Source organism: Mycobacterium sp. DL440 (assembly GCF_011745145.1).
Taxonomy (GTDB): domain Bacteria; phylum Actinomycetota; class Actinomycetes; order Mycobacteriales; family Mycobacteriaceae; genus Mycobacterium.
In genome coordinates, this window is the sequence record NZ_CP050191.1 from 2,733,367 (window position 1) to 2,753,946 (window position 20,580).

General features: G+C 67.3%; 20 protein-coding genes and 1 tRNA gene. 7 read left to right on the plus strand and 14 right to left on the minus strand.

Annotation, left to right across the window (positions count from 1 at the left end; translation table 11 throughout):
* Window positions 1-232: 232 nt before the first annotated feature.
* Window positions 233-1,111, plus strand: a complete 879-nt coding sequence (locus HBE63_RS13255; RefSeq protein ID WP_371814985.1) for a PAC2 family protein — start codon at window positions 233-235, stop codon at window positions 1,109-1,111.
* A 34-nt stretch (window positions 1,112-1,145) separates the two neighbouring features.
* Here the strand turns inward: HBE63_RS13255 and HBE63_RS13260 are convergent, their stop codons facing one another.
* The 4 genes from HBE63_RS13260 to HBE63_RS13275 form a co-directional block, all read right to left on the minus strand.
* Complete coding sequence (locus HBE63_RS13260; protein WP_166905155.1) at window positions 1,146-2,579, minus strand: DUF1254 domain-containing protein; 1,434 nt, start codon at window positions 2,577-2,579, stop codon at window positions 1,146-1,148.
* Window positions 2,579-3,457, minus strand: coding sequence for an SDR family oxidoreductase (locus HBE63_RS13265; protein WP_166905156.1), 879 nt, complete (start codon window positions 3,455-3,457; stop codon window positions 2,579-2,581). Before HBE63_RS13265 ends, HBE63_RS13260 begins: the two co-directional genes overlap by 1 nt.
* A gap of 27 nt (window positions 3,458-3,484) precedes the next feature.
* Window positions 3,485-4,723 (minus strand): cysteine--1-D-myo-inosityl 2-amino-2-deoxy-alpha-D-glucopyranoside ligase, encoded by a 1,239-nt coding sequence (gene mshC / locus HBE63_RS13270; RefSeq protein ID WP_166905157.1) that lies wholly within the window; start codon window positions 4,721-4,723, stop codon window positions 3,485-3,487.
* 116 nt (window positions 4,724-4,839) lie between these two features.
* Window positions 4,840-5,601, minus strand: a complete 762-nt coding sequence (locus tag HBE63_RS13275) for a 3'(2'),5'-bisphosphate nucleotidase CysQ (protein ID WP_166905158.1) — start codon at window positions 5,599-5,601, stop codon at window positions 4,840-4,842.
* Window positions 5,602-5,669: 68 nt separating this feature from the next.
* On the opposite strand from HBE63_RS13275, the gene HBE63_RS13280 reads away from it, so the two are divergent.
* The gene (locus tag HBE63_RS13280; protein ID WP_166905159.1) at window positions 5,670-6,077 is read left to right on the plus strand and encodes a DUF2628 domain-containing protein; all 408 of its coding nucleotides are present in this window, start codon (window positions 5,670-5,672) and stop codon (window positions 6,075-6,077) included.
* Window positions 6,078-6,084: 7 nt separating this feature from the next.
* Here the strand turns inward: HBE63_RS13280 and HBE63_RS13285 are convergent, their stop codons facing one another.
* Genes HBE63_RS13285 through HBE63_RS13305 form a run of 5 tightly spaced genes read right to left on the minus strand, consistent with a single transcriptional unit; the run spans window position 6,085 to window position 9,457 of the window.
* The gene (locus tag HBE63_RS13285) at window positions 6,085-6,927 is read right to left on the minus strand and encodes an SCO1664 family protein (protein WP_166905160.1); all 843 of its coding nucleotides are present in this window, start codon (window positions 6,925-6,927) and stop codon (window positions 6,085-6,087) included.
* Window positions 6,911-7,498: a DUF3090 domain-containing protein gene (locus HBE63_RS13290; RefSeq protein WP_166905161.1), complete on the minus strand. Its 588-nt coding sequence runs from the start codon at window positions 7,496-7,498 to the stop codon at window positions 6,911-6,913. Before HBE63_RS13290 ends, HBE63_RS13285 begins: the two co-directional genes overlap by 17 nt.
* Before the next feature lie 35 nt (window positions 7,499-7,533).
* Entirely contained in the window at window positions 7,534-8,205 is a 672-nt protein-coding gene (locus HBE63_RS13295) for a histidine phosphatase family protein (protein WP_166905162.1), read from the minus strand.
* Window positions 8,206-8,259: 54 nt separating this feature from the next.
* On the minus strand, window positions 8,260-9,090 hold the full coding sequence (locus tag HBE63_RS13300; protein WP_166909749.1) for an undecaprenyl-diphosphate phosphatase: 831 nt from the start codon (window positions 9,088-9,090) through the stop codon (window positions 8,260-8,262).
* A gap of 55 nt (window positions 9,091-9,145) precedes the next feature.
* The gene (locus HBE63_RS13305) at window positions 9,146-9,457 is read right to left on the minus strand and encodes a hypothetical protein (RefSeq protein WP_166905163.1); all 312 of its coding nucleotides are present in this window, start codon (window positions 9,455-9,457) and stop codon (window positions 9,146-9,148) included.
* 123 nt (window positions 9,458-9,580) lie between these two features.
* On the opposite strand from HBE63_RS13305, the gene HBE63_RS13310 reads away from it, so the two are divergent.
* From HBE63_RS13310 to HBE63_RS13320, 3 genes are read left to right on the plus strand one after another with little or no spacing between them, the layout of a single operon-like run.
* Window positions 9,581-10,609 (plus strand): YncE family protein, encoded by a 1,029-nt coding sequence (locus HBE63_RS13310; protein WP_166905164.1) that lies wholly within the window; start codon window positions 9,581-9,583, stop codon window positions 10,607-10,609.
* Complete coding sequence (locus HBE63_RS13315) at window positions 10,606-10,875, plus strand: DUF5703 family protein (RefSeq protein WP_166905165.1); 270 nt, start codon at window positions 10,606-10,608, stop codon at window positions 10,873-10,875. The genes HBE63_RS13310 and HBE63_RS13315 overlap by 4 nt, the downstream gene beginning before the upstream one ends.
* Entirely contained in the window at window positions 10,875-11,936 is a 1,062-nt protein-coding gene (locus HBE63_RS13320; protein WP_166905166.1) for a quinone-dependent dihydroorotate dehydrogenase, read from the plus strand. The genes HBE63_RS13315 and HBE63_RS13320 overlap by 1 nt, the downstream gene beginning before the upstream one ends.
* Before the next feature lie 19 nt (window positions 11,937-11,955).
* Here the strand turns inward: HBE63_RS13320 and HBE63_RS13325 are convergent, their stop codons facing one another.
* Together HBE63_RS13325 and HBE63_RS13330 are read right to left on the minus strand one after the other, a co-directional pair.
* Window positions 11,956-12,480 (minus strand): YbhB/YbcL family Raf kinase inhibitor-like protein, encoded by a 525-nt coding sequence (locus tag HBE63_RS13325; protein ID WP_166905167.1) that lies wholly within the window; start codon window positions 12,478-12,480, stop codon window positions 11,956-11,958.
* Between the two features lie 27 nt (window positions 12,481-12,507).
* Window positions 12,508-13,842, minus strand: coding sequence for a M20/M25/M40 family metallo-hydrolase (locus tag HBE63_RS13330; protein ID WP_166905168.1), 1,335 nt, complete (start codon window positions 13,840-13,842; stop codon window positions 12,508-12,510).
* 97 nt (window positions 13,843-13,939) lie between these two features.
* Here HBE63_RS13330 and HBE63_RS13335 point away from each other — a divergent pair.
* Window positions 13,940-14,025 (plus strand) — tRNA-Leu (locus tag HBE63_RS13335).
* 88 nt (window positions 14,026-14,113) lie between these two features.
* On the opposite strand, the gene HBE63_RS13340 is transcribed toward HBE63_RS13335, so the two are convergent.
* The 3 genes from HBE63_RS13340 to HBE63_RS13350 all read right to left on the minus strand — a co-directional run bounded on the left by HBE63_RS13340 (window position 14,114) and on the right by HBE63_RS13350 (window position 18,442).
* Window positions 14,114-15,460: a serine-threonine protein kinase gene (locus HBE63_RS13340; RefSeq protein WP_166905169.1), complete on the minus strand. Its 1,347-nt coding sequence runs from the start codon at window positions 15,458-15,460 to the stop codon at window positions 14,114-14,116.
* A 31-nt stretch (window positions 15,461-15,491) separates the two neighbouring features.
* Window positions 15,492-17,369 (minus strand): S8 family peptidase, encoded by a 1,878-nt coding sequence (locus tag HBE63_RS13345; RefSeq protein WP_166905170.1) that lies wholly within the window; start codon window positions 17,367-17,369, stop codon window positions 15,492-15,494.
* Between the two features lie 149 nt (window positions 17,370-17,518).
* Complete coding sequence (locus HBE63_RS13350) at window positions 17,519-18,442, minus strand: hemopexin repeat-containing protein (RefSeq protein WP_166905171.1); 924 nt, start codon at window positions 18,440-18,442, stop codon at window positions 17,519-17,521.
* 266 nt (window positions 18,443-18,708) lie between these two features.
* Between HBE63_RS13350 and HBE63_RS13355 the strand changes: the two genes are divergently transcribed.
* Complete coding sequence (locus tag HBE63_RS13355; RefSeq protein ID WP_166905172.1) at window positions 18,709-20,568, plus strand: peroxidase family protein; 1,860 nt, start codon at window positions 18,709-18,711, stop codon at window positions 20,566-20,568.
* Window positions 20,569-20,580 lie beyond the last annotated feature (12 nt).

A 20,580-nucleotide genomic window follows, 5' to 3' on the forward strand; every position in this document is an offset into this window, starting at 1 on the left:
GGCGACGCGTGCCCCTGACCAGATTGCAGCCGAACGTATTTCGTGTCGACTGCCCCGTCACCCACCACTACGCGCTGCGACCAGGTGTCCAGCAGGTCGGTGTCGTAGGCAGACTTGTCGGCGGCAGCCATACAAACAGGATAGTCCGTCTATCAAATGCCGCTGTTCGGCGCCGCGGCGACCCGCACGTACAACGGGCTCATCGGCACCATCCAAGGCTTAGGCTGAAGGTGTGACACCGTCGTATCCGAACGCCGGCCGGCGTATGAACCTGCCCGATTTGAAGGACGCCACCGTCGTGGCGGCTTTCGAGGGCTGGAATGACGCCGGCGACGCGGCCAGTGACGCGCTGGACCACCTGGATGCGATCTGGGAAGCCCAACCGATCGTCGAGATCGACGACGAGTCGTACTACGACTATCAGGTGAACCGCCCGGTGATTCGTCAGGTCGACGGCGTCACCCGCGAACTCGTGTGGCCCTCGATGCGGATCTCGCACTGCCGCCCCCCGGGCAGCAACCGCGACGTGGTGCTGATGCACGGCGTCGAACCCAACATGCGCTGGCGCACCTTCTGCGCCGAGTTGCTGGCCATCGCCGACAAACTGAACGTGCAGACCGTGGTGATCCTGGGCGCGCTGCTGGCCGACACCCCACACACCAGGCCGGTGCCGGTATCGGGCTCGGCGTATTCCGCCGAGTCGGCGAAGGTCTTCGGGCTGGAGGAAACCCGCTACGAAGGTCCGACCGGGATCGCCGGGGTGTTCCAGGACGCCTGCGTCCAGGCCGGTATCCCAGCGGTGACGTTCTGGGCGGCGGTTCCGCACTACGTGTCGCAGCCGCCCAGCCCCAAGGCGACGGTGGCCCTGTTGCGCCGGGTCGAGGACGTGCTGGACGTCGAGGTGCCATTGGCCGATCTGCCCGCCGCCGCCGAGGAGTGGGAGCAGGCCGTCTCCGAGATGACGGCCGAGGACGAGGAGATCGCCGAATACGTCGCCTCCTTGGAGGAGCGCGGCGACGCCGAGGTCGACATGAACGAGGCACTCGGCAAGATCGACGGCGACGCGCTGGCCGCTGAGTTCGAGCGCTACCTGCGTAGGCGCGGACGTTAGCACTCAAGAGGGGCGCCGTCGGCGCGGGTGATAGCTACACCCGCTCCGGCTTCGGCGCCTGCCACACCCCGTTGACGGCGTCCGGCTTGGGCCAGTACAACCGCAGCACCACCACGAACGGCCCTTTCGGTGCGGGCAGCCAGTTGGCCTCCTTGCCTGCACCCGGGGATTGGTTCTGGATCGACAACGTGTAACCGCCGTCGGGATCAGCGACCAGGTCGGGCAGCATCTCGGAGTTGATCAGGTAGCGATTGATCGGGTTGGCCACCAGCAGGCTGGACGGCAGCTGATACATGGTCAGCGACCAGAACGCGTTGACCGGCGGCAGCTGGCCCTTGGCGAACCGATAGGTGTATTTCTGCGATCCGCTCAGCGGTTGCCCACTGGCATCGGCCGTCGCGCTCGGGTAGATCGCCTCGGCGGCCGTGTTGCCATAGATGCCCAGCACCGCGCCGGCCATCCGGTACAGGTAGTTGCCCTTCAGGTCCTCGGCGGTACCGAAGAACTGCGCCGAACCGACCTCACCGGTGTCGACCTTGTCCTTCTTGAGCGTGTTGAACTCGGCCCAGGCGTCGGCCATGCCGGCCTCGATCGCCTTGCGCCGCTCCGGCGCCAGCTTGTCGGCATCGAAGTCACCCTCGGGGCCGATGCCGATGCTGGCGAACCGGTCGCGCAGCTCCTTCTCCTGGGGCAGCACCGGGGCGAATCGCAATGCGAAGTTGAGGGTTTCGAAGAACTGCGGTGAGGTCTTCTGCTGGTCGGGAGTCAACGGCGGGGCGAAATCGATCGGGGCGGCGGCCGGCGGCGCGGGCTGATTGAGATACGCCGACAACGGCGTCACCTGGTAGCCGGACTGGATCTTCTCGACCGCGTCGAGATCGGACTCGCCGAACAACTGGGTGCGGTACAGCACCATCATCAGATCGGTGTCCGAGCGGATCACCTCGTTGATGCCCTCGGGTTTGTCGCCCTTCCAATTCGGGCCGGCCAGCAGGAACTTCCCGCCGCCGTTACCTGTGGTGCGGCTGCCCACGTAGGCCTCGTTGTAGGTGTAACCGTCGACGAACTGCAATGAGTAGTAGCGGTCCTGCTCGATCGGCGGGACGGTGAGCACCAGCGGTTCGGTGCGCAGGTCGGCGCCGAGGCTGGAATATGGGGTGTCAGAGTTCGGTGTCTGGATCGCCCCGTCCTGCGGCCCGTACACCCGGGCGGTGCTGTGTACCTCGTTCCAGCCGCCCTTGTACTCGGGATCGGAGGTGTCGACGAAGTAGGAGTGCATCACCCGGTAGTTGTCGACCATCGGGAAGCCGTAGATGTAGGCCTCCTTGGCGATGGCCCGCACCTGTTCGAGGGGTACCTCGGCGGGCGGTGCCCCGCCCGGCGGCGCCGGGGTGGTCTCGGCGGCACGCTCGGTGCCGGCACACCCGGCCAGGACGGCGGTCAGCAGGAACACCGCGGCAAGGCGCATCACGGCTTCTCCAGGGCCTCGATGCGGGCGCTGGTCGAGCGGCCCAGTGCGGCAGCCTCGGCGTCGAGTTTCGGCAGCAGCGTCGGAGTGAACTTGCGGATGTCGCGTTCGGCCAGCGGCGTGGTGACGAACGGCCGGATCCACCGGAACGCCCCGACCCATTCCGGGCTGTAGATGCGCTTCTTGCGTCCCTCGATGCCCTTGACGAAGGCCGCACCGCAGGCGTCGACGGTGGTGGTCCGGTTCAGGGGCGGCGGCAGCTTCGACAGCATTTCCTGGAAGGCCGACAGGTCCGACTTGGCGTCCTGCACCAGCGGGGTGTCGATCCAGCTCATGTGCGCCGAGCCGACGTCGACGCCGAGGTGGGCCACCTCGAGGCGCAGCGTGTTGGCGAAGTACTCGGCACCGGCCTTGGAGGCGTGATAGGCGGCCAGCCCGGGTGCCGAGGTGAAGGCCGCGAGCGAGGACACCACCAGCACGTACCCGCGGCGCTTGACGACGGACGGCAGCGTGGCCCGCACGGTGTTGAACACGCCGGTCACGTTGATGTCGATGACCCGCTTGAACGCCTCGGGGTCCACCTGCAGGACCGAACCGAAGCTGGCGATGCCGGCGTTGGCCATCACGATGTCGATGCCGCCGAAACGCTCGACGGCGGCGTCAGCGGCCTTCTGCATGGCGGCCAGATCGCGCACGTCGGCCAGCGCCGTCAACACATGCTCCTCGCCGAGTTCGGCGGCCAGCGCGCTCAACGGCGCCTCATCGAGGTCGGTGAGCACCAGCTTGGCGCCCCTGCGTCGGAGTCGGCGGGCCACCTCGGCACCGATCCCGCGTGCACCGCCGGTGATGAAGACGACTTTCCCGTTCACTGAGCCCATGGTGGCTAAACCTACCCGCCGGGACCGTTACAGATCCACACCCAGCAGTGCGTCGACAGTGGCGGCCACGGTACCCGGCGCTTCGGTGTCATGCCCGCCGTAGGCCAACGCATCGGTACACCAACCATCCAGTGCGGCAAGCGCTTTCGGGGTGTTCAGATCGTCGGCGAGGTATTGACGCACCCGGGCCACCACATCGGTGGCATCCGGACCGGCGGGCAGCGCCGTGGCGGTGCGCCACTGTTTCAGCCGGACGTTGGCCGCCTCCAGCACCGCGTCGCTCCAGAACCGGTCGGTGCGGTAATGCCCGGCGAACAGCCCGAGCCGAATGGCCGACGTGTCGACGCCCTGCGCGCGCAGCCGGGACACCAACACCAGGTTGCCGCGGCTCTTGCTCATCTTGTGCCCGTCCCAGCCGATCATGCCGGCGTGCACGTAGTGGCGGGCGAATCTCCGCTCCCCCGTGACGGATTCGGCGTGCGCTGCGGAGAACTCGTGGTGCGGGAAGATCAGGTCGCTGCCGCCACCCTGGATGTCCAGTCCGGAGCCGATGCGGGTGAGCGCGATCGCCGAGCACTCCACGTGCCAGCCGGGCCGGCCCGCTCCGAACGGTGACGGCCAGCTGGGCTCACCGGGCCGTTCGGCACGCCACAGCAGGGCGTCGAGCTCGTCGCTCTTGCCTGTGCGATCGGGATCACCGCCCCGCTCGCCGAACAGCCGAAGCATGGTCTCGCGGTCGTAGCCCGACTCGTAGCCGAACTGCGCAGTGGCGTCGGCGCGGTAGTACACGTCGGGGTATTGGGCGTCGTCGACGACATAGGCCGCACCCGAGGCAAGCATCTTCTCCACCAACTCGACCACCTCGGAGATGGTCTCGGTGGCGGCCACGTAGTCGCGCGGGGGCAGCACCCGCAGTGCCCCCATGTCCTCGCGGAAGAGCTGGGTTTCGCGGTCACCCAGGTCACGCCAGTCGATGCCGTCGCGGTCGGCCCGCTCGAACAGCGGATCGTCCACATCGGTGACGTTCTGCACGTAGTGCACGGTGTGCCCGGCGTCCAGCCACAGCCGGTGCACCAGGTCGAAGGTCAGGTAGGTCGCGGCGTGGCCCAGATGGGTGGCGTCATAGGGGGTGATGCCGCACACGTACATGGTGGCCGTCGGTCCCGGCGTGACCGGACGTACCTGCCGGTCAGCGCTGTCGTACAGCCGCAGCTGCGGACCACGCCCTTCCAGCACCGGAATTGACGGTGCCGACCACGATTGCATGGCTTCGACTCTAAGGTGCTCGCTCAGGACGGCCTCCCGCCGGTCGGTCCCGCACAGTTCTCCCAAGTCAGACAACGCCGCCGACGATTCCATTCCCGGACCGCTGCGGAGACCGCTCACCGGGCCACCCCGATCGCCTCCAACAGGATCGGCGCCAGCTCTTTGCGGCACATCACGAAATCCGGCAGGTACGGGTCGGCCCGGTTGTAGCGCAGCTCCGAGCCGTCGAGACGGGACGCGTGCAGTCCCGCGGCCAGGACCACGCCCGCGGGCGCCGCCGAATCCCATTCCCACTGCCCGCCGGCGTGGATGTAGGCGTCGACGTCACCGCGCACCACGGCCATCGCCTTGGCGCCGGCCGAGCCGATGCGCACCATCCGGAAATCGAGCTGCTCGCGCATCCGCCACAGCACCGCCGGAGGTCGATTCGAACTCGCGGTGATCAACAGCGGACCGTCGCGGCGCGGCGAGGGCGGACTGACGGTGTCGCTGCGGTACACCTCACCGCGCGCGGGCAGGGCCACCACGGCGTCCGACAGACCACCGTCGACGCCGACCGAGCGCTGCCACAGGGCGATGTGCACGGCCCAGTCCTCACGCCCTGGCAGGGAGAACTCATGCGTGCCGTCGACGGGGTCGACGATCCACACCCGATCGGCGTCGACGCGGGACAGGTCGTCGACCGCCTCCTCGCTGAGCACGGAGTCGCCGGGACGGGCCTCCGCCAGCCGGTCCAGGATCAGTACGTTGGACCGCCGGTCCCCCTCGTCGCCGAGGTAGTAGGGGTCGTAGAAACCGACCTCCTCGCGTACGGCCAGCAACAGCTCGCCGGCCTCCTTGGCCACTGCGGCAGCCAGGTCGGCGTCGGTCGAGTGCACCGGTCAAGTATCGGTGGCCCGCCGAATTGGTGTGCTGGCGGGGCCCGTTGTGCCATTAGGGTCGGGCCATGAGCGAGCAGACCCCCGTAGAAAACTTGTCCGACTCGTGGCGCTGGAAGTTCGATTTCTTCAACACCTACGGCCTGCCGAGCGCGAGCCCCGAGGCCAAGGCCGCATACCGCAACCTCAGCTTGATGGCCAAGCTGCGGCTCACGTCGAACATCCTGGCGTTCCTGTTCGGGCCGCTCTACTACTTCGTCAAGGGCATGTGGCGCAAGGGTTTGACGCTGTTGGCGTTGGTCATCGCGGTGGCCGTAGTCCTGGTGGTGCTCGATGTCAGCGACACGATCGGCCGGGCCGTCAGCTTCGGCGTCTTCGCGCTGGCGATGTCCACCGCCAACTACGCCTACTACCTGCACGTGGTGCGCGGCAGCCAGTCGTGGAATCCGTTCGAGGGGTTCGGGCGCGCCCGCTAGAGCCCGGCTAGAAGGCCGGCCACGGGATCGGCCGGTGCCGATCCGGCGTCGGCATCACCGGATTGCTCAGCAGCCCAACGATTCTGGACCGCAAGGCGGCGATCTCGGCGTCGGTGATGTGTGCGCACAACTGCTCGGCGACACCGCCGAACCCATCACGCAGGGCCACGATGTCAGCCAGGGTTTCGTCATCGACAGGCTTGCCGGCCCAGCCCCACAGCACGGTCCGCAGCTTGTCCTCCACGTGCAGGCTCACCCCGTGGTCCACGCCGAAGACCGCGCCGTCGAGGCCGGCCAGGATGTGCCCGCCCTTGCGGTCGGCGTTGTTGATGAGCACGTCGAACACTGCCATCCGGAACAGTCGGGGATCATCTGCGTGCACCAGCGTCACCTCGTCGCCGGCGTAGTCGTAGGCCTGCAGGATGGGCAGGAAACCCGGCGGGAGATGTCCGGCCGGCAGCAGGTCCACCAGATCGGGTCCTGAATCCGGCTCGTCCCCCACCTGATCACCGGGCTGGTCCACCCACAGCTGCAGCATGCCCGGCCCCGCAGGTCCGTCACGAATAATGGTGTGGGGCACGACATTCCAACCCAATGCGGCCGAGACCAGGTGGGCGCCCAGCTCGCGGCCGGCCAGCGTGCCGTCGGGAAAATCCCACAGCGGGGCTTCACCCCGGATCGGCTTGTAGACGCAGTGCACCTGCCGCGCGCCCAGGTTGGCCTCGCACAGGAAGGTGGCGTTGCTCGCCGACCGGATGCGGCCGATCACCGTCAACTCGCCGTCGGCCAGGACCTCGCCATCGTCGGGGTCGGGGCCCGGGTCCGGCTCGGGGCTAGGACTCTGCGTCATCGTCGGATCCGGCCACCTCACCGCGCCGATAACCGTTGGTGCGCACGCAGATGTGCCCGTCGGGATCCAGCGGCTCATCGCACAGCGGGCAGGGCGGGCGTCCGGCCGAGATCACCCGGTTGGAGCGGGTGGCGAACTCCCGGGCCGACTCCGGGCTGAGAAACACCCGCACGGCGTCGGGGCCCTCCTCGGCGTCGTCCAGCACCACCGAGGCGTCGAACTCGCCCTCGGAAACCGCCAGCAGCTCCACCACGACGGTCTGCGCTTCCGAATCCCAGCCCAGGCCCATCGTCCCCACCCGAAACTCGGCATCGACCGGGGTGACCAGCGGCAGCAGGTCACTGACTTCACCGGTGTCCGGCGGGATCGGCGTGCCGAAACGGCGATTGATCTCGGTCAACAGGGCGGCGATGCGCTCGGCCAGCACCGCGACCTGCTGCTTCTCCAAGATCACCGAGATCACCCGCTTGTCGTGGACAGCCTGCAAATAGAAAGTCCGGTTACCGGGTTGGCCGACGGTCCCGGCCACGAAACGGTCGGGAGTGCGAAAGACGTGAATTGCGCGGGACATGGCACCTTCCAAAATACCGGTATCGGTACCGCGGGTCAGTTGGTGGACCCACCCACCACGGCGTCGGTGGCCGGTTTGGCGGCCAGCCCGGCGCTCAACTGCGTGCCGGTGTGATTGATGTGCATCACGAATGGGCGCAGCTCGGTGTAGCGGATCACGCTCATCGACGCCGGGTCGGCGGTGATCCGCTGGAACCCGTCCAGGTGCACGCCCAACGCGTCGGCGAGCACCGCCTTGATCACGTCGCCGTGCGTGCACGCCAGCCACAACACGTCGGCACCGTGCTCATCGGCCAGCGCACGGTCGCGTTCCCGCACCGCAGCGACCGCCCGGGCCTGGACCTGGGCCAGGCCCTCGCCCTCGGGGAACACCGCCGCACTGGGCTGCTGCTGGACCACTGACCACAGGGGTTCCTTCACCAGTTCGCCGATGGCGCGCCCGGTCCAACTGCCGTAATCCACCTCGGTGAGCCGTTCGTCAACGACCGGCTGCAGCGTCAGCGCCTCGGCCAGCGGCGCCACCGTGCGTGCGCAGCGCAACAACGGAGAGTGCACGATCGCGGTCACCGGCAGCTCGCCGATCCGCGCCACCAGGCCGGCGGCTTGTTCGGCACCGCGTTCGTCGAGGTCGACGCCCTCGCTCCGGCCCGCCAGGGTGTGTGCGGTGTTCGAGGTCGAGCGGCCATGCCTCAGCAGGATCACGGTCATATGGGCTCCTCGCGCCGGCGCTCGTCGGTCATAGGTCAGCTTTCACGGTCTGGATCATTGCGCCACAACCACCCCGGTACCCAGCAGTGCCAGCACCACCACGCCCAGCACCACCCGATAGCCGACAAACCAGTACATGCTGTGCGACACCAGGAATTTCAGGAACCAGGCGATCGCCGCGAGGCCGACGATGAACGCGATCACCGTGGCCACCAGCAGCTGGGCGCCGGTGGCGCTCATCCCCTCCCCGACCGGATGAAACGCATCGGGCAGCGAGAAGATGCCGGAGGCGAACACCGCCGGAATCGCCAGCAGGAAACCGAACCGGGCGGCCAACTCGCGCTCCATCCCGAGGAACAGGCCGGCGCTGATGGTCGCACCGGAACGCGACACCCCCGGCACCAGTGCCAGGCACTGGGCCAGGCCGACGATGATGCTGTCGCGCCAGGTCAGCTGCTCGACGCGGCGAACCTGCCTGCCGTAATACTCAGCCGCGGCGATCACCGCCGAGAACACGATCAGCGCCGTGGCCACCAGCCACAGATTGCGTGCGCCGGTGCGGATTTCATCTTTGAACAGCAGGCCGAACACGCCGATCGGAACGCTGCCGATGATCACCCACCAGCCCAGCCAGTAGTCGGAGGACCGGTGTGGCGCATTGAACAGCCCGGCGAACCAGGCCTTGATGATCCGGCCGATATCGCGCGCGAAGTACACCAGCACGGCGAGCTCGGTGCCCAGCTGGGTGACCGCTGTGAACGAGGCGCCTGCGTCGTCGTCGAAGAACACCCGGGACGTGATCGCGAGGTGCCCCGACGACGAGACCGGCAGAAACTCGGTGAGCCCCTGGACAATCGACAACACAACCACTTGCAGCCAGGACATGGCACCGACGTCAGTCACGACGACGACCGTACCGTGACGCCGGCAGTGAGATGCGTCAGCGAGCGGCGCGCGAAACCGGCTGCGCGTCGGCGACGGCGTCCCGGACCGTTGCCGACAGGCTGCGTTCATCAGACAGGTCGATATCGGTCAGTTTGCGGCTGGCCATGGCCACCACATCGTCCTCGACCGGAACGGGTCCGGACAGGCGCGGACGGTAGACCTCGATCACGAGTTGCTGACGTTCGATGTGGAAAGAAAAACTCCGGCCATCGCCAACTTGGCCAAACCCACTGGCGTGTACACCAGTGGAAATATCCTCCATAGCAAACTCCCGGTTACCCAGTTCCCGGTCTGCGGCGAGGGTCATGGTCGAACCATACCTCTACTTATGCCGCGATGGTTGCAGACGCGACCATTTCCGATCGAGAGCCATGCCTAGACTGGATTCCTGCACGTCACCGACCATCCGTTCCCGACCGAGAGCCCTCCGTTGCGCCCAATCCTTGCAGGTCAGCCAGTTCGCGCCGGCCTCATTGCGCTGGCCCTGCTGCTCACCGCGGGCTGCACGTCCAACCCCGCCGACACCCCGCCGCCCACCATCGAGCCCGCTCAGGCCGCAGTTTCGCCCCCGGTCACCACCACACCGGACGGCGAGATCCGACAATTACGCGGACACGCGGTGAGCGCGGTGTTCGACTCAGCAACCGGCACACTGGCCGTTCTGACCCCCGCGTCCGAAGGCCAGTCGACCCTGAGCCTGCTGACGGGCAGCCGGCCGCCGCGCGAGGTGACGCTGATGCCCGCGGCCACCGCGCTCAGCGTCGACGGCAAGGGTGGAGTCCTGGCGTCCACCCGGGGCGGATACTTCCGGGTCGACCTCGCCGACGCCAAGGCCAGCAAAGTCGACGTGGACGGCGCCCAGGGCGTCGACTTCACCGCGGTCGCCATGCGCGCCGACGGCAATCCGGTGCTGGGCAGTGCCGACGGAGCGGTCTACACATTGGGCAGCGACCACACCGTGGCCGCCCAGCTCAAGATCTTTGCCCGGGTGGATTCGCTTGTCACACAAGGAAACACCGCAGTGGTTCTGGACCGCGGGCAAACCTCGGTGACTGCCGTCAACCCCAGCGGCACCAAAGCCGCGCAGGCACTGCGGGCCGGCGAAGGCGCCACCACCATGGCCGCCGATGCGCGCGGCCGGGTCCTGGTCGCCGACACCCGCGGCGACGAGCTACTGGTGTTCGGCGCAGATCCCTTGATCATGCGCCAGCGTTACCCGGTACCCGCCGCCCCCTACGGCCTGGCCGGGTCCGACAAGCTGGCCTGGGTGTCGCAGACCGCGGCCAATACCGTGATTGGTTACGATCTCTCCACCGGCATACCGGTGGAAAAGGTGCGTTATCGAACCGTGCAGCAACCGAACTCCCTGTCCTACGACGACAAGACCGACACCCTCTACGTGGTGTCGGGGTCCGGAGCGGGTATCCAGGTGATCGGCAGCGCGTCGGGTCGCCGATGACCACCATCCAACAGGGCCGCATGCCACCGGGGTGGGAAAAGGTCGTCGCCGAAGACCGTTCCGAGGAATACGACTGGATACCGTTGCGGCTACCGCCCGATGTCACCAGGATCAGCGCCTCGATCCGCTTGTCCATCGAGGCCGAGTACCGCGGCTGGGAACTGACCCGCGTGCGGGCCTATACAGATGGGAGCCGACGGGTGCTGTTGCGCCGCAAGAAATCCGCGTCATCCATGCCGGGCACACCCCAGGCACCTTCGCTGTGATGTACGCGGCTCTGCGGCGGGCATTCTTCCTGGTGCCCCCGGAACGAATTCACCAGTGGGTGTTCGCCCTTCTGCGTGCCGTCACCGGTCCGGCGATCCCGCGGCGGGCACTCGCACGCCGGCTGGCGCCCGCCGATCCAGTGCTGGCCAGCACGGTGTTCGGGGTGCGGTTCCCCGGTCCCATGGGCCTGGCCGCCGGTTTCGACAAGGACGGCCGCGGCGTGGAGACCTGGGGTGCGCTGGGCTTCGGCTATGCCGAGGTCGGCACCGTCACGGCGCAACCGCAACCGGGGAATCCCGAGCCCCGGCTGTTCCGGCTGCCCGAGGACCATGCGCTGCTCAACCGGATGGGTTTCAACAACGAGGGCGCCGGAGCGTTGGCGATCCGACTGGCCCGGCACACCCCCGACGTGCCGATCGGGGTGAACATCGGCAAGACCAAGCTGACCCCGGCCGAAGACGCCGTCGCCGACTACGCCGAGAGCACCCGATTGGTCAGTGCACTGGCCGCCTACATCGTCGTCAACGTCAGCTCACCCAACACCCCCGGACTGCGGGATCTGCAGGCAGTGGAATCACTGCGGCCGATCCTGGCCGCGGTCAAGGCCGAGACGGACAAGCCGGTGCTGGTCAAGATCGCCCCCGACCTCTCCGATGCCGATGTCGACGAAATCGCGGACCTGGCAGTCGAATTGGGGCTGGCGGGAATCGTCGCCACCAACACCACCGTGTCGCGTGACGGGTTGGCCACAGCCGGTGTCACCGAACTGGGTGCCGGCGGGGTCTCCGGACGCCCGGTCGCACACCGGTCACTGGAGGTGTTGCGCCGGCTGTACTCGCGGGTGGGCGACAAGCTCGTGCTGATCAGCGTCGGCGGCATCGAGACCGCCGACGACGCGTGGGAACGGATCACCTCCGGGGCCACCCTTCTGCAGGGCTACACCGGGTTCATCTACGGCGGCGGCCTGTGGGCCAAGCACATCCACGACGGTATCGCCGAGCGGTTGCGCGCCGGCGGGTTCACGTCGCTGAGCGACGCGGTGGGTTCGGCTGCACGCTGACACCACCGCGCGCTGAGCACTACTTCTGCTCGTAGGTGCCGTGGATGACGGCGCGGGCGATGGCCTGACCAAAGAGGTTGAAGCCCAGATAGGCCGGGGTCGCGCCCTCGGGCAGCTCCAACGATTCGACCGGCAGTGCGTGCACGGCGATGTAGTAGCGATGCGGACCGTGACCGGCGGGCGGGGCCGCACCGAGGTAGCGCTTCAGGCTCGCGTCGTTGGTGAGCGTGACCGCGCCACCGGGCAGGTCGCCGCCGTCGCCGGCCCCGGCGGGCAGCTCGGTCACCGAGGCGGGCAGGTCGGCCACCGCCCAGTGCCAGAAGCCCGAGGCGGTCGGGGCATCCGGGTCGTACACCGTGACCACGAAGCTCTTGGTCTCGTCGGGGAAGCCCGACCAGCTCAGCTGCGGCGAGGTGTCCGAACCGCCGGCCCCCATGATCCCGCTGACCTGGTCATTGGCCAGTGGCTGGCTATCGCTGACCGACTCGGAGGTCAGGGTGAACGTCGGCAGCTTCGGCAGGCTGTCGTACGGAGATGTGCTCATGGTTCCCTCTCGTCGTGACTCGTGCAGTCAGCAGTTCCGCAAAAAGTGTTCCAGAACGCCCGCGCCGAATTGCAGCGCGTCCACCGGCACCCGCTCGTCGACACCGTGGAACAGCGCCGCGAAGTCCAGTTCGGGCGGCAGCCGCAGCGGAGCGAACCCGAAGCAGCGAATCCCCAACCGCTGGAACGACTTCGCGTCGGTCCCGCCCGACATCATGTAGGGCACGGTGCGGGCGTCGGGATCGAGTGCCAGGATCGCGGCGTTCATCGCGTCCACCAGATCACCGTCGAACGTGGTCTCGTAGGACGGCAGATCCCGCTCCCAGCTGCGCGTCACATCGGGACCGATCAACTCGTCGACCTCGCGCTCGAAGGCCTCCTTGCGGCCCGGCAGCACCCGGCAGTCGATCACGGCTTCCGCCGATGCGGGGATGACGTTGGCCTTGTAGCCGGCCTTGAGCATGGTCGGGTTGGCGGTGTCGCGCAGGGTGGCCGACACGATCCGGGCCACGCCGCCGAGTTTTGCGATGGTGCCGTCCAGGTCCGGCGAGGTCACGTCGAAGTCGTAGCCGGTCTCCTCGGCCACGGCGGTGAGGAACTCTTCCACTGCGGGATTGAGCACCAACGGGAACTGGTGACGGCCCAGCCGGTCGACGGCACCGGCGATGGCCGTCACGGCGTTGTCGTCATGCACCATCGAGCCGTGCCCGGCCCGGCCGCGTGCGGTCAGACGCATCCAGGCCAGTCCCTTTTCGGCGGTCTCGATCAGGTACAGCCGCCGCTCCCCGCCGTCCTTGCGCGGCACGGTCAGGGAGAACCCGCCCACCTCACCGATCGCCTCGGTCACGCCCTCGAACAGGTCTGGCCGGTTGTCCACCAGCCAGTTGGCGCCGTAGGTGCCACCGTGTTCCTCATCGGAGACGAACGCGAACACCAGGTCGCGGGGCGGGACGATGCCGGACCGCTTGAAATGCCGGGCCACCGCGATGGTCATCCCGACCATGTCCTTCATGTCCACCGCGCCGCGGCCCCAGACGTAGCCGTCCTTGACCGCACCCGAGAACGGGTGCACGCTCCAATCGGCGGGCTCGGCCGGGACGACGTCGAGGTGCCCGTGGATCATCAGGGCGCCGCGACTGGAGTCGGCACCGGGCAACCGGGCGAAGACATTGCCGCGCCCCGGCGCCCCGGCCTCGACGTATTCCGTCTCGTAGCCGACCTCGTGCAGCTGCTCGGCCACCCAGTGGGCACACTCTGCTTCAGGCTTGGTGGTGGCCGGGTCACCGGTATTGGAGGTGTCGAATCGGATGAGCGCACTGACGAGATCGACTACCTCGTCCGCGCTGGAGGCGGGGACCGTCACAGTCCCATTGGTACCACCGATTCGGTCCGGGACGCCGGTTTGGGTCTTGGGCACCCAATCCGATAGCCTTAGGCGCCCAACCCCGAGTGGTTGGCAAGTCCGAGTGGCGGAATGGCAGACGCGCTAGCTTGAGGTGCTAGTGCCCTATTAACGGGCGTGGGGGTTCAAGTCCCCCCTCGGACACACGACTGAGGCGAGCGAAATGGACGCTCGCGTTCATTTCCGAGCCGATGGAGTGTGTTGAGCGGCGAAGCCGCGATCACACACACAATCAGGCCGGGATCAATTTCCCGGCAGTCGCGGCAACCCAACTGAGTTCCTTGTGGAAGATGTCGCTGTGCGCGCCCGACGGGCCGTCCTCCTTGGCCACGACGTCCGACGAATCCAGACTCAGGATCTGACCGGATTGGAACGGGTACGTCGTGCCCTCGTCGTCCAGGGGCAGTATGTCAGTGCGAAACGCCCCGAGTGCCCCCATGGCCCGCCAGCGGGCCAAGGGATCGTCGATGCCGGCCGCATCCTCGCCGGCGGTCAGTGATGCCAGCGGGTAGAACGTCCCCAATGCCTTGTCATGGCTGGAGAAGCAGACGGCCATCGGACCGTCGATCCGGGCCAGCCGCCCGACCAGAGCACCATCCCCATCTCGGAACGGCAGCCCCTTGGTGAAGGTGAACCGGGAGAACGCACCCTGAAGCAGCGTCACCGATTTCACCGATGACGGTGTCCGATCGGCGATCCCGTCGAGCGCGAACGACACCAGCCGGGCACCGAAGCTGTGGCCGACCAGATGAATACGCAGATTCGGGTGGGCGCCGACCACGTCATCGATTGCCGGGCCCAGACCCTTGCGGCCGACGACACCGGCACGGTTCTTCATCTTCCAGTAGCTCAGCTGACGCAGGACTTCCTTGGCGCCATGCCAGATCTTGCTGCCCAGATCGCCCAGACCGGCCTCACCGCCGCCACCGTCGCCGAATTGCACGCCGCCGTCGGCCAACCGGTCGGCGAACTTGTTGAAGACGTCGACGGGCGGGCGCTGTTCGTCGAGCATGCCCGGGACCTGCACCGGCTTGTCCTCCTCGCCGTCGTCGAAGCCGGTCTTGGTGGCCGCGTTGAACTTCCGCAACTCGTCGAACACCTTTCCGGCCCGCTCAGCGGTGGGCGGCAGTTCCAACAGGGCAGCGATGGCATCCAGATGCTCGCTGCCGTCGGGGAACATGTCCTTGAGATCCCTCAGCTCGGCAGGATCGATGGTGGCCGGCCCGGCCACCGTCACCGTCCGCTCGTCCAGCGCGGCGGCGCCCCCGCCGTCCGCCGCCGGCGCATCGTCGAAGTCCGGAATCGGTTCGTCGCGCCACAGTTGCGATGGCCAGCGGATACCGACGAAACCGACCTTGCGGTCCGGATCGAGCTGGTCGGCCAGCAGCCCGAACCAGCGGGCGTACAACGACTCCGCCGCGGCCTCGTCGTTGTTCCAGCCGTGCGAGAACAGCACCAGATCGGTGATCGCCTCCGCACCGATGCCGTCACGCAGCGCGGACAGCGTTGCCTCATCGACATCGCCGTCGGCGTCGAACACCAACCGCCACAACGGCCTGCCTTTGACGGATTCGGTCATGTGGACTCCTTGAGGCTCGTGGATGAACTCGTCACACGGACTGCAACGCACGCATCAGATCCAGCAGACCGCCGCCCTGGAATGCCGGGTCCCGGCCCAGGGAGGTAGCCGATTCGGTGAAGATGCGCTTGATCTCCTCGGGGTTCCCGATGAGTTCGCGCTGGACCGACAGAAACGCCGCAACCGCACCGGATACATGCGGCGCGGCCATGCTCGTCCCGGTGGCCTCGATGTAGATTGCCGCGCTCTGCGGCGGTGCGTCGGTCTGTCGCAGCACATCGCTGCGGAACTTGCCTGCCGCGACCGACGTGATGCGCTCACCGGGAGCCAACAGATCGGGTTTGCACCGACCATCGCCGGTCGGCCCCTTGGACGAGAAGTAGGAGACTCCGGAGGTGTGCGGGGCGTCGCGGTGCGTCGATCCCACGGTGATCGCCCGCTGGGCGTTTCCGGGGTCGTTGATCGTCATGCCCGCACTGAATTTCGTGACGTCGGTGGTGAAAAGCGGATTGAGCGAAACGTATCCGCTGTTGCCCGCCGCGGCGACCACGATCACCCCCGACCGCACGGTCTTGTCGACCTCGATGCACAGCGGACTTTGCCCGCACGCGAACCACTCCGCCGCGAACTCGTATCCCAGGCTCAGGTTCACACCGTGGATGCGGGGCATCCGCTCGCTCGCCGCATTGACCTCCCGGACGTAGGCGAGGGCGCGCATCACCCGGCTCACCCGCGAGGCCTTCTCGCCGGGACCCAGCACCTTGAGACTGACCAGCTTGGCCTCCGGCGCCATTCCCGCCAACCGACTGGGCTCGCTGACCACCCGCTTCTGCAGGATGGGTATATCACCTTCGGGTGCGCCGACATTGAAGCGCTTCTCGGCCACGTACACATCGTCGGCGGTCTTTTCGACCAGACCGCCGGCGATGATGCCCGCGACGTGGGATCCGTGCCCGTCGGCATCCTGCAGGGCGCTCGGCGCGAACGCCTTCTCACCACCGGAGACGGTGAAATCCCGGTGCAGTTCGTGCACCGTCGGGTCACTCACGGTCGCGTGGTCGGTGAAGTGCGGATGCGTCTCGTCAATTCCGGAATCGACTACCGCCCAGACGATTCCCGCCCCATAGCAGGCGAAGGCCCGCTGCGCCGGGACCGCCTTGACGGTGTTGCCGGAGGCATCGATCTGGGGGTGCGCATCGAAGTCTGGCCAGATCCGGTACACCGCCCGCTGGGGCCAGCTCTGCGGGACGGAATCCGCCGACACCAGGCCCTCGATCTGCCTCGTCGTCAACTCGCCCACCATGAACTGGTCGGCAACCTCGAGCGGTTCGCCTGGTCCGTCCAACAGCCGCCACAGCTCACTCACCCGGGCCACCGCTGCCGCGACACCTTCGGCGTAGCGCAGATTCAACTCGATCATGATCGGCCACAACGTTTCCCGAGCCTTCTCCGGATCGCCAGGACCCACCACGAACTTCTCCCGCAGCGGCGGGGTGATCACCCCGGCCACCAACAGGTCGCGATGAGGCGGCTGCTCGGTCGGGGTCGGTGCCACCGTGCGGGCCCGCTCGGGGGGCGTCATCGCCTGCGAACACGCCTGCTCGGCGGCGGTCCGGCCGGCCGGGGTCAACCGCACGACCGGCTGCGCGGCATCAGCCCCGGCCTTCGCCGGCCTGCGCCGCGTCGCCAGTTTCTGGTGCACCAGGTGATCGACGGCATCGTCGACACTGCGGTGCCACCGGGGTGCCCCGTCTACGCCGAGGCGATCATCGGGGTCGAACCGCGAAGCGAACCGGGCGGCCACCGCCTCCAGGATCTTTTGCGGACTGGCATCGATCTCCTTGGCCGCCAGGTCCGACAGGGCGCACTGCACCCGATCGGTCCAGAGTTCACTGTCGGAAGGACTCACCACAACACCTCGGAACTGTGCTCGACCCTGCAGAAGGCATTCAACACAGGATCGGGCATTGTCGAGGCGATAGTGCGCCAAATCGGCATGCTGACCATCCTGGCTCGATTCCGGCCATGCGACGCGAGTAGCCGACTACCCGGATCCCGCTAGTCCGGCCGGCCGACCCCGTCGGCCCACAACCCCGGCCAGTTACCGGCGATCGGCAGCGGATAGCCGGGGTCGGTCTTGCCTGCCGCGTCGTCGAACCGCGCGTACTGCGACCCATTGACGAAGTACAACTTGCCGTTGGGCCACACCGAACTCGGGGAAACCGGGCCCGGGTACAGGCTGGCTGCGAACTGGGCGTCCAGGTTGTCGATGTCGGTCCCACCCGGCACGGCGATCCCATCGGTCATGATCGACCCGGGCAGGTCGTAACACATGATGGAGTTCACGTCGGTCTCGTTGGTCGCGGTCAACGCCGAGACGTCGAACGGAGTCAGTACCTGCTCGATCACCTCATCCCGCGACCACCCCTGGGTGGCCATGAACAGGGCGATGGCCTTCTCACGGTCGATGCGGTCGACAATCGCCTTGCGCCGGTGCTCATGTGGGAAGCCGAGAGTGTGACCCGTCTCGTGCCGCACCACCCGGTGAAACTCCGACTCGGGCGTGTTCATCGTGAAGCCCTCGAGGTTCATGGTCTGCTCGTTCGCCGCGGCAAGCAGGATGTCGGTGCCGAGGTACGACCAATAGCCGTCGTCGGCAACGCGCGCGATCCGCACCTGGGGGTTGACGCCGGACGGCACGAACCTGATGTTGGCCCAGGCTCCCCATGCGTTCATGTGGGCCAGGATTCGGCGCTGCAGGTCAGCCGGCGGGGAGTCGAGAAAGCCGACGGTGAGCCGGACACCATCGGCACTCCAGCGCTTGTTGGTCATGACCGCCAGGTGCTCCCGCGACGGTAGGTCGTCCGCGGACAGCCCCGTGATGTTGGGCGCATTCGCCGGATTGACCTCGACGGCCGCCTCCGCGGAGGCGACCAGTTTCTCGGCAGGCAACCCCTTGATCGTGCACGGGATGAATGTCATCGTCGCCCCTCCTTCGGTTCCGGACGTTATCGGTGATACGGCGAACGTAGGACGGACCAGCGCGTGGCCACACGAGTGGAGCGCTACCTGTATTTCCGGGTGTCCTGAACCGGGACGTGCCCCGTGACCTGCCGGTGAGTCCGCGCGGCCCGACCGGTCCGGCGCACGGGTTCGAGTAGCGAACTACTCATGTCATTTCTGCTTCCGTGAACAACAATCGTGTCCAGCGAGACAGGCACGTGATTGCGGCCGGAGGGAAACAACGAATGGTGATCACGGCGAGACAGGCACCAGCGTTCGTCGCCGCTGTCTGGTCCCGGTCGCGATCGATGACGGCCACCCTCGCGACCCGGATCGCCCAGTACATCGATCAGTCGGTGGGCTGGGCCCGGCTTCCCAAGGCGGTCGGACTGGCCGTCCTGGTCGGACTGCGCCATCAGCTGCAGACGTCGAATCTGTATGCCGCCGAAACTGCCCCGGCCCCGCCGGGCGCTCCCGCCGGTGTCGGCAACTATCTGGGCGCCCGCACCCGCGACGGTTCCTACAACGACCTCAGTGACCCCGGGATGGGTGCGGTGGGTTGCCGGTTCGGCCGCAACGTTCCGCCCGAACACTCCTATCCGGAATCCGCCCAGCGATTGCTCGACCCCAACCCACGGCTGATCAGCCGCACCCTGCTGACCCGCGACAGTTTCCAGCCCGCGACCACGCTGAACCTGCTGGCCGCAGCGTGGATTCAGTTCGAGGTGCACGACTGGTTCGCCCACGGCTCGGTCGCCACCCAACCCTGGGTGGTGCCGCTGCGCGACGACGATCCATGGCCGCAGCGGCCGATGCACGTCGAGCGCACACCCCCCGACCCTCATCCCGGCCCGGCCGGCCCGCCCACCTTCGTCACCCAAGAGTCGCACTGGTGGGACGCCTCCCAGATCTACGGGACCACACCGGCATTCGCCAGCGCTCTGCGCGCACCCGACGGCGGCAAGCTGCGCATCGACAAGTCCGGTCTACCGCCACCTGAGGTCGAGGCCACCGCCGACCTCACCGGCACCGCGGGGAACTTCTGGGTGGGCCTGGCCCTGCTGCACTCGCTGTTCATGCGCGAGCACAACACCATCTGCGACCACCTGGCGCAGAAGTACCCGTACCTCACCGGCCAACAGCTCTACGACAAGGCGCGGCTGGTCAATTCCGCATTGATGGCCAAGATCCACACGGTGGACTGGACGCCTGCCATCATCGCGCACCCGACGACGGTGACGGCCATGCGCGTCAACTGGTTCGGTCTGCTGGGCGAGAAGCTGGGCCCCCAGTTCCGGCGAAGCTTCGGACGCGTCAGCAGCAGCGCCCTGCTGCACGGCATCCCCGGCTCGCCCACCACCCATCACGGCGTGCCGTATTCGTTGACCGAGGAATTCGTCGCGGTGTACCGGATGCACCCGTTGATCCCCGACGAGTTCACGTTCCGCTCACTGGCCGACGACCGCGTCACCGCGCAGCACGAGCTACCCGAACTGTCGGTGCTCAATGTGCGTGCCCGGCTGAACGAAAGCCCGATGGCCGACCTGTTCTACTCCTTCGGCCGCGCCCATCCCGGGGCGCTGTCGCTGCACAACTTCCCGAGACACCTGCAGCACATGCATCGCGTCGACGGCACCCTGATCGACCTGGCCACGATCGACCTGATCCGGTGCCGGGAACGAGGTGTCCCGCGCTACAACGAGTTCCGGAAGCTGTTCCGGCTCAAGCCGGTGCGGACGTTCGAGGAGCTGACCGGTGACTCCGCGCTGGCGGCCGAGCTGCGCGAGATCTACGACGACGTGGACCTGGTCGACCTGATGATCGGCCTGTACGCCGAGCCCAAACCACCCGGATTCGGCTTCAGCGACACCGCATTCCGGGTCTTCATCCTGATGGCCACCCGCCGGCTGGAAAGCGATCGCTTCTTCACCACCGACTTTCGCGAGGAAACGTACACCGTCGCCGGCATGAAGTGGGTTCGGGACAACGACATGCGCTCGGTGTTGTTGCGCCACTTCCCCGAACTGACGCCCGCTCTGTCCGGTGTGGCCAACCCGTTCGCCCCGTGGAACCCTGTCTCCCCCACCCGAAAGGCATCCGCATGACCTCATCGACGT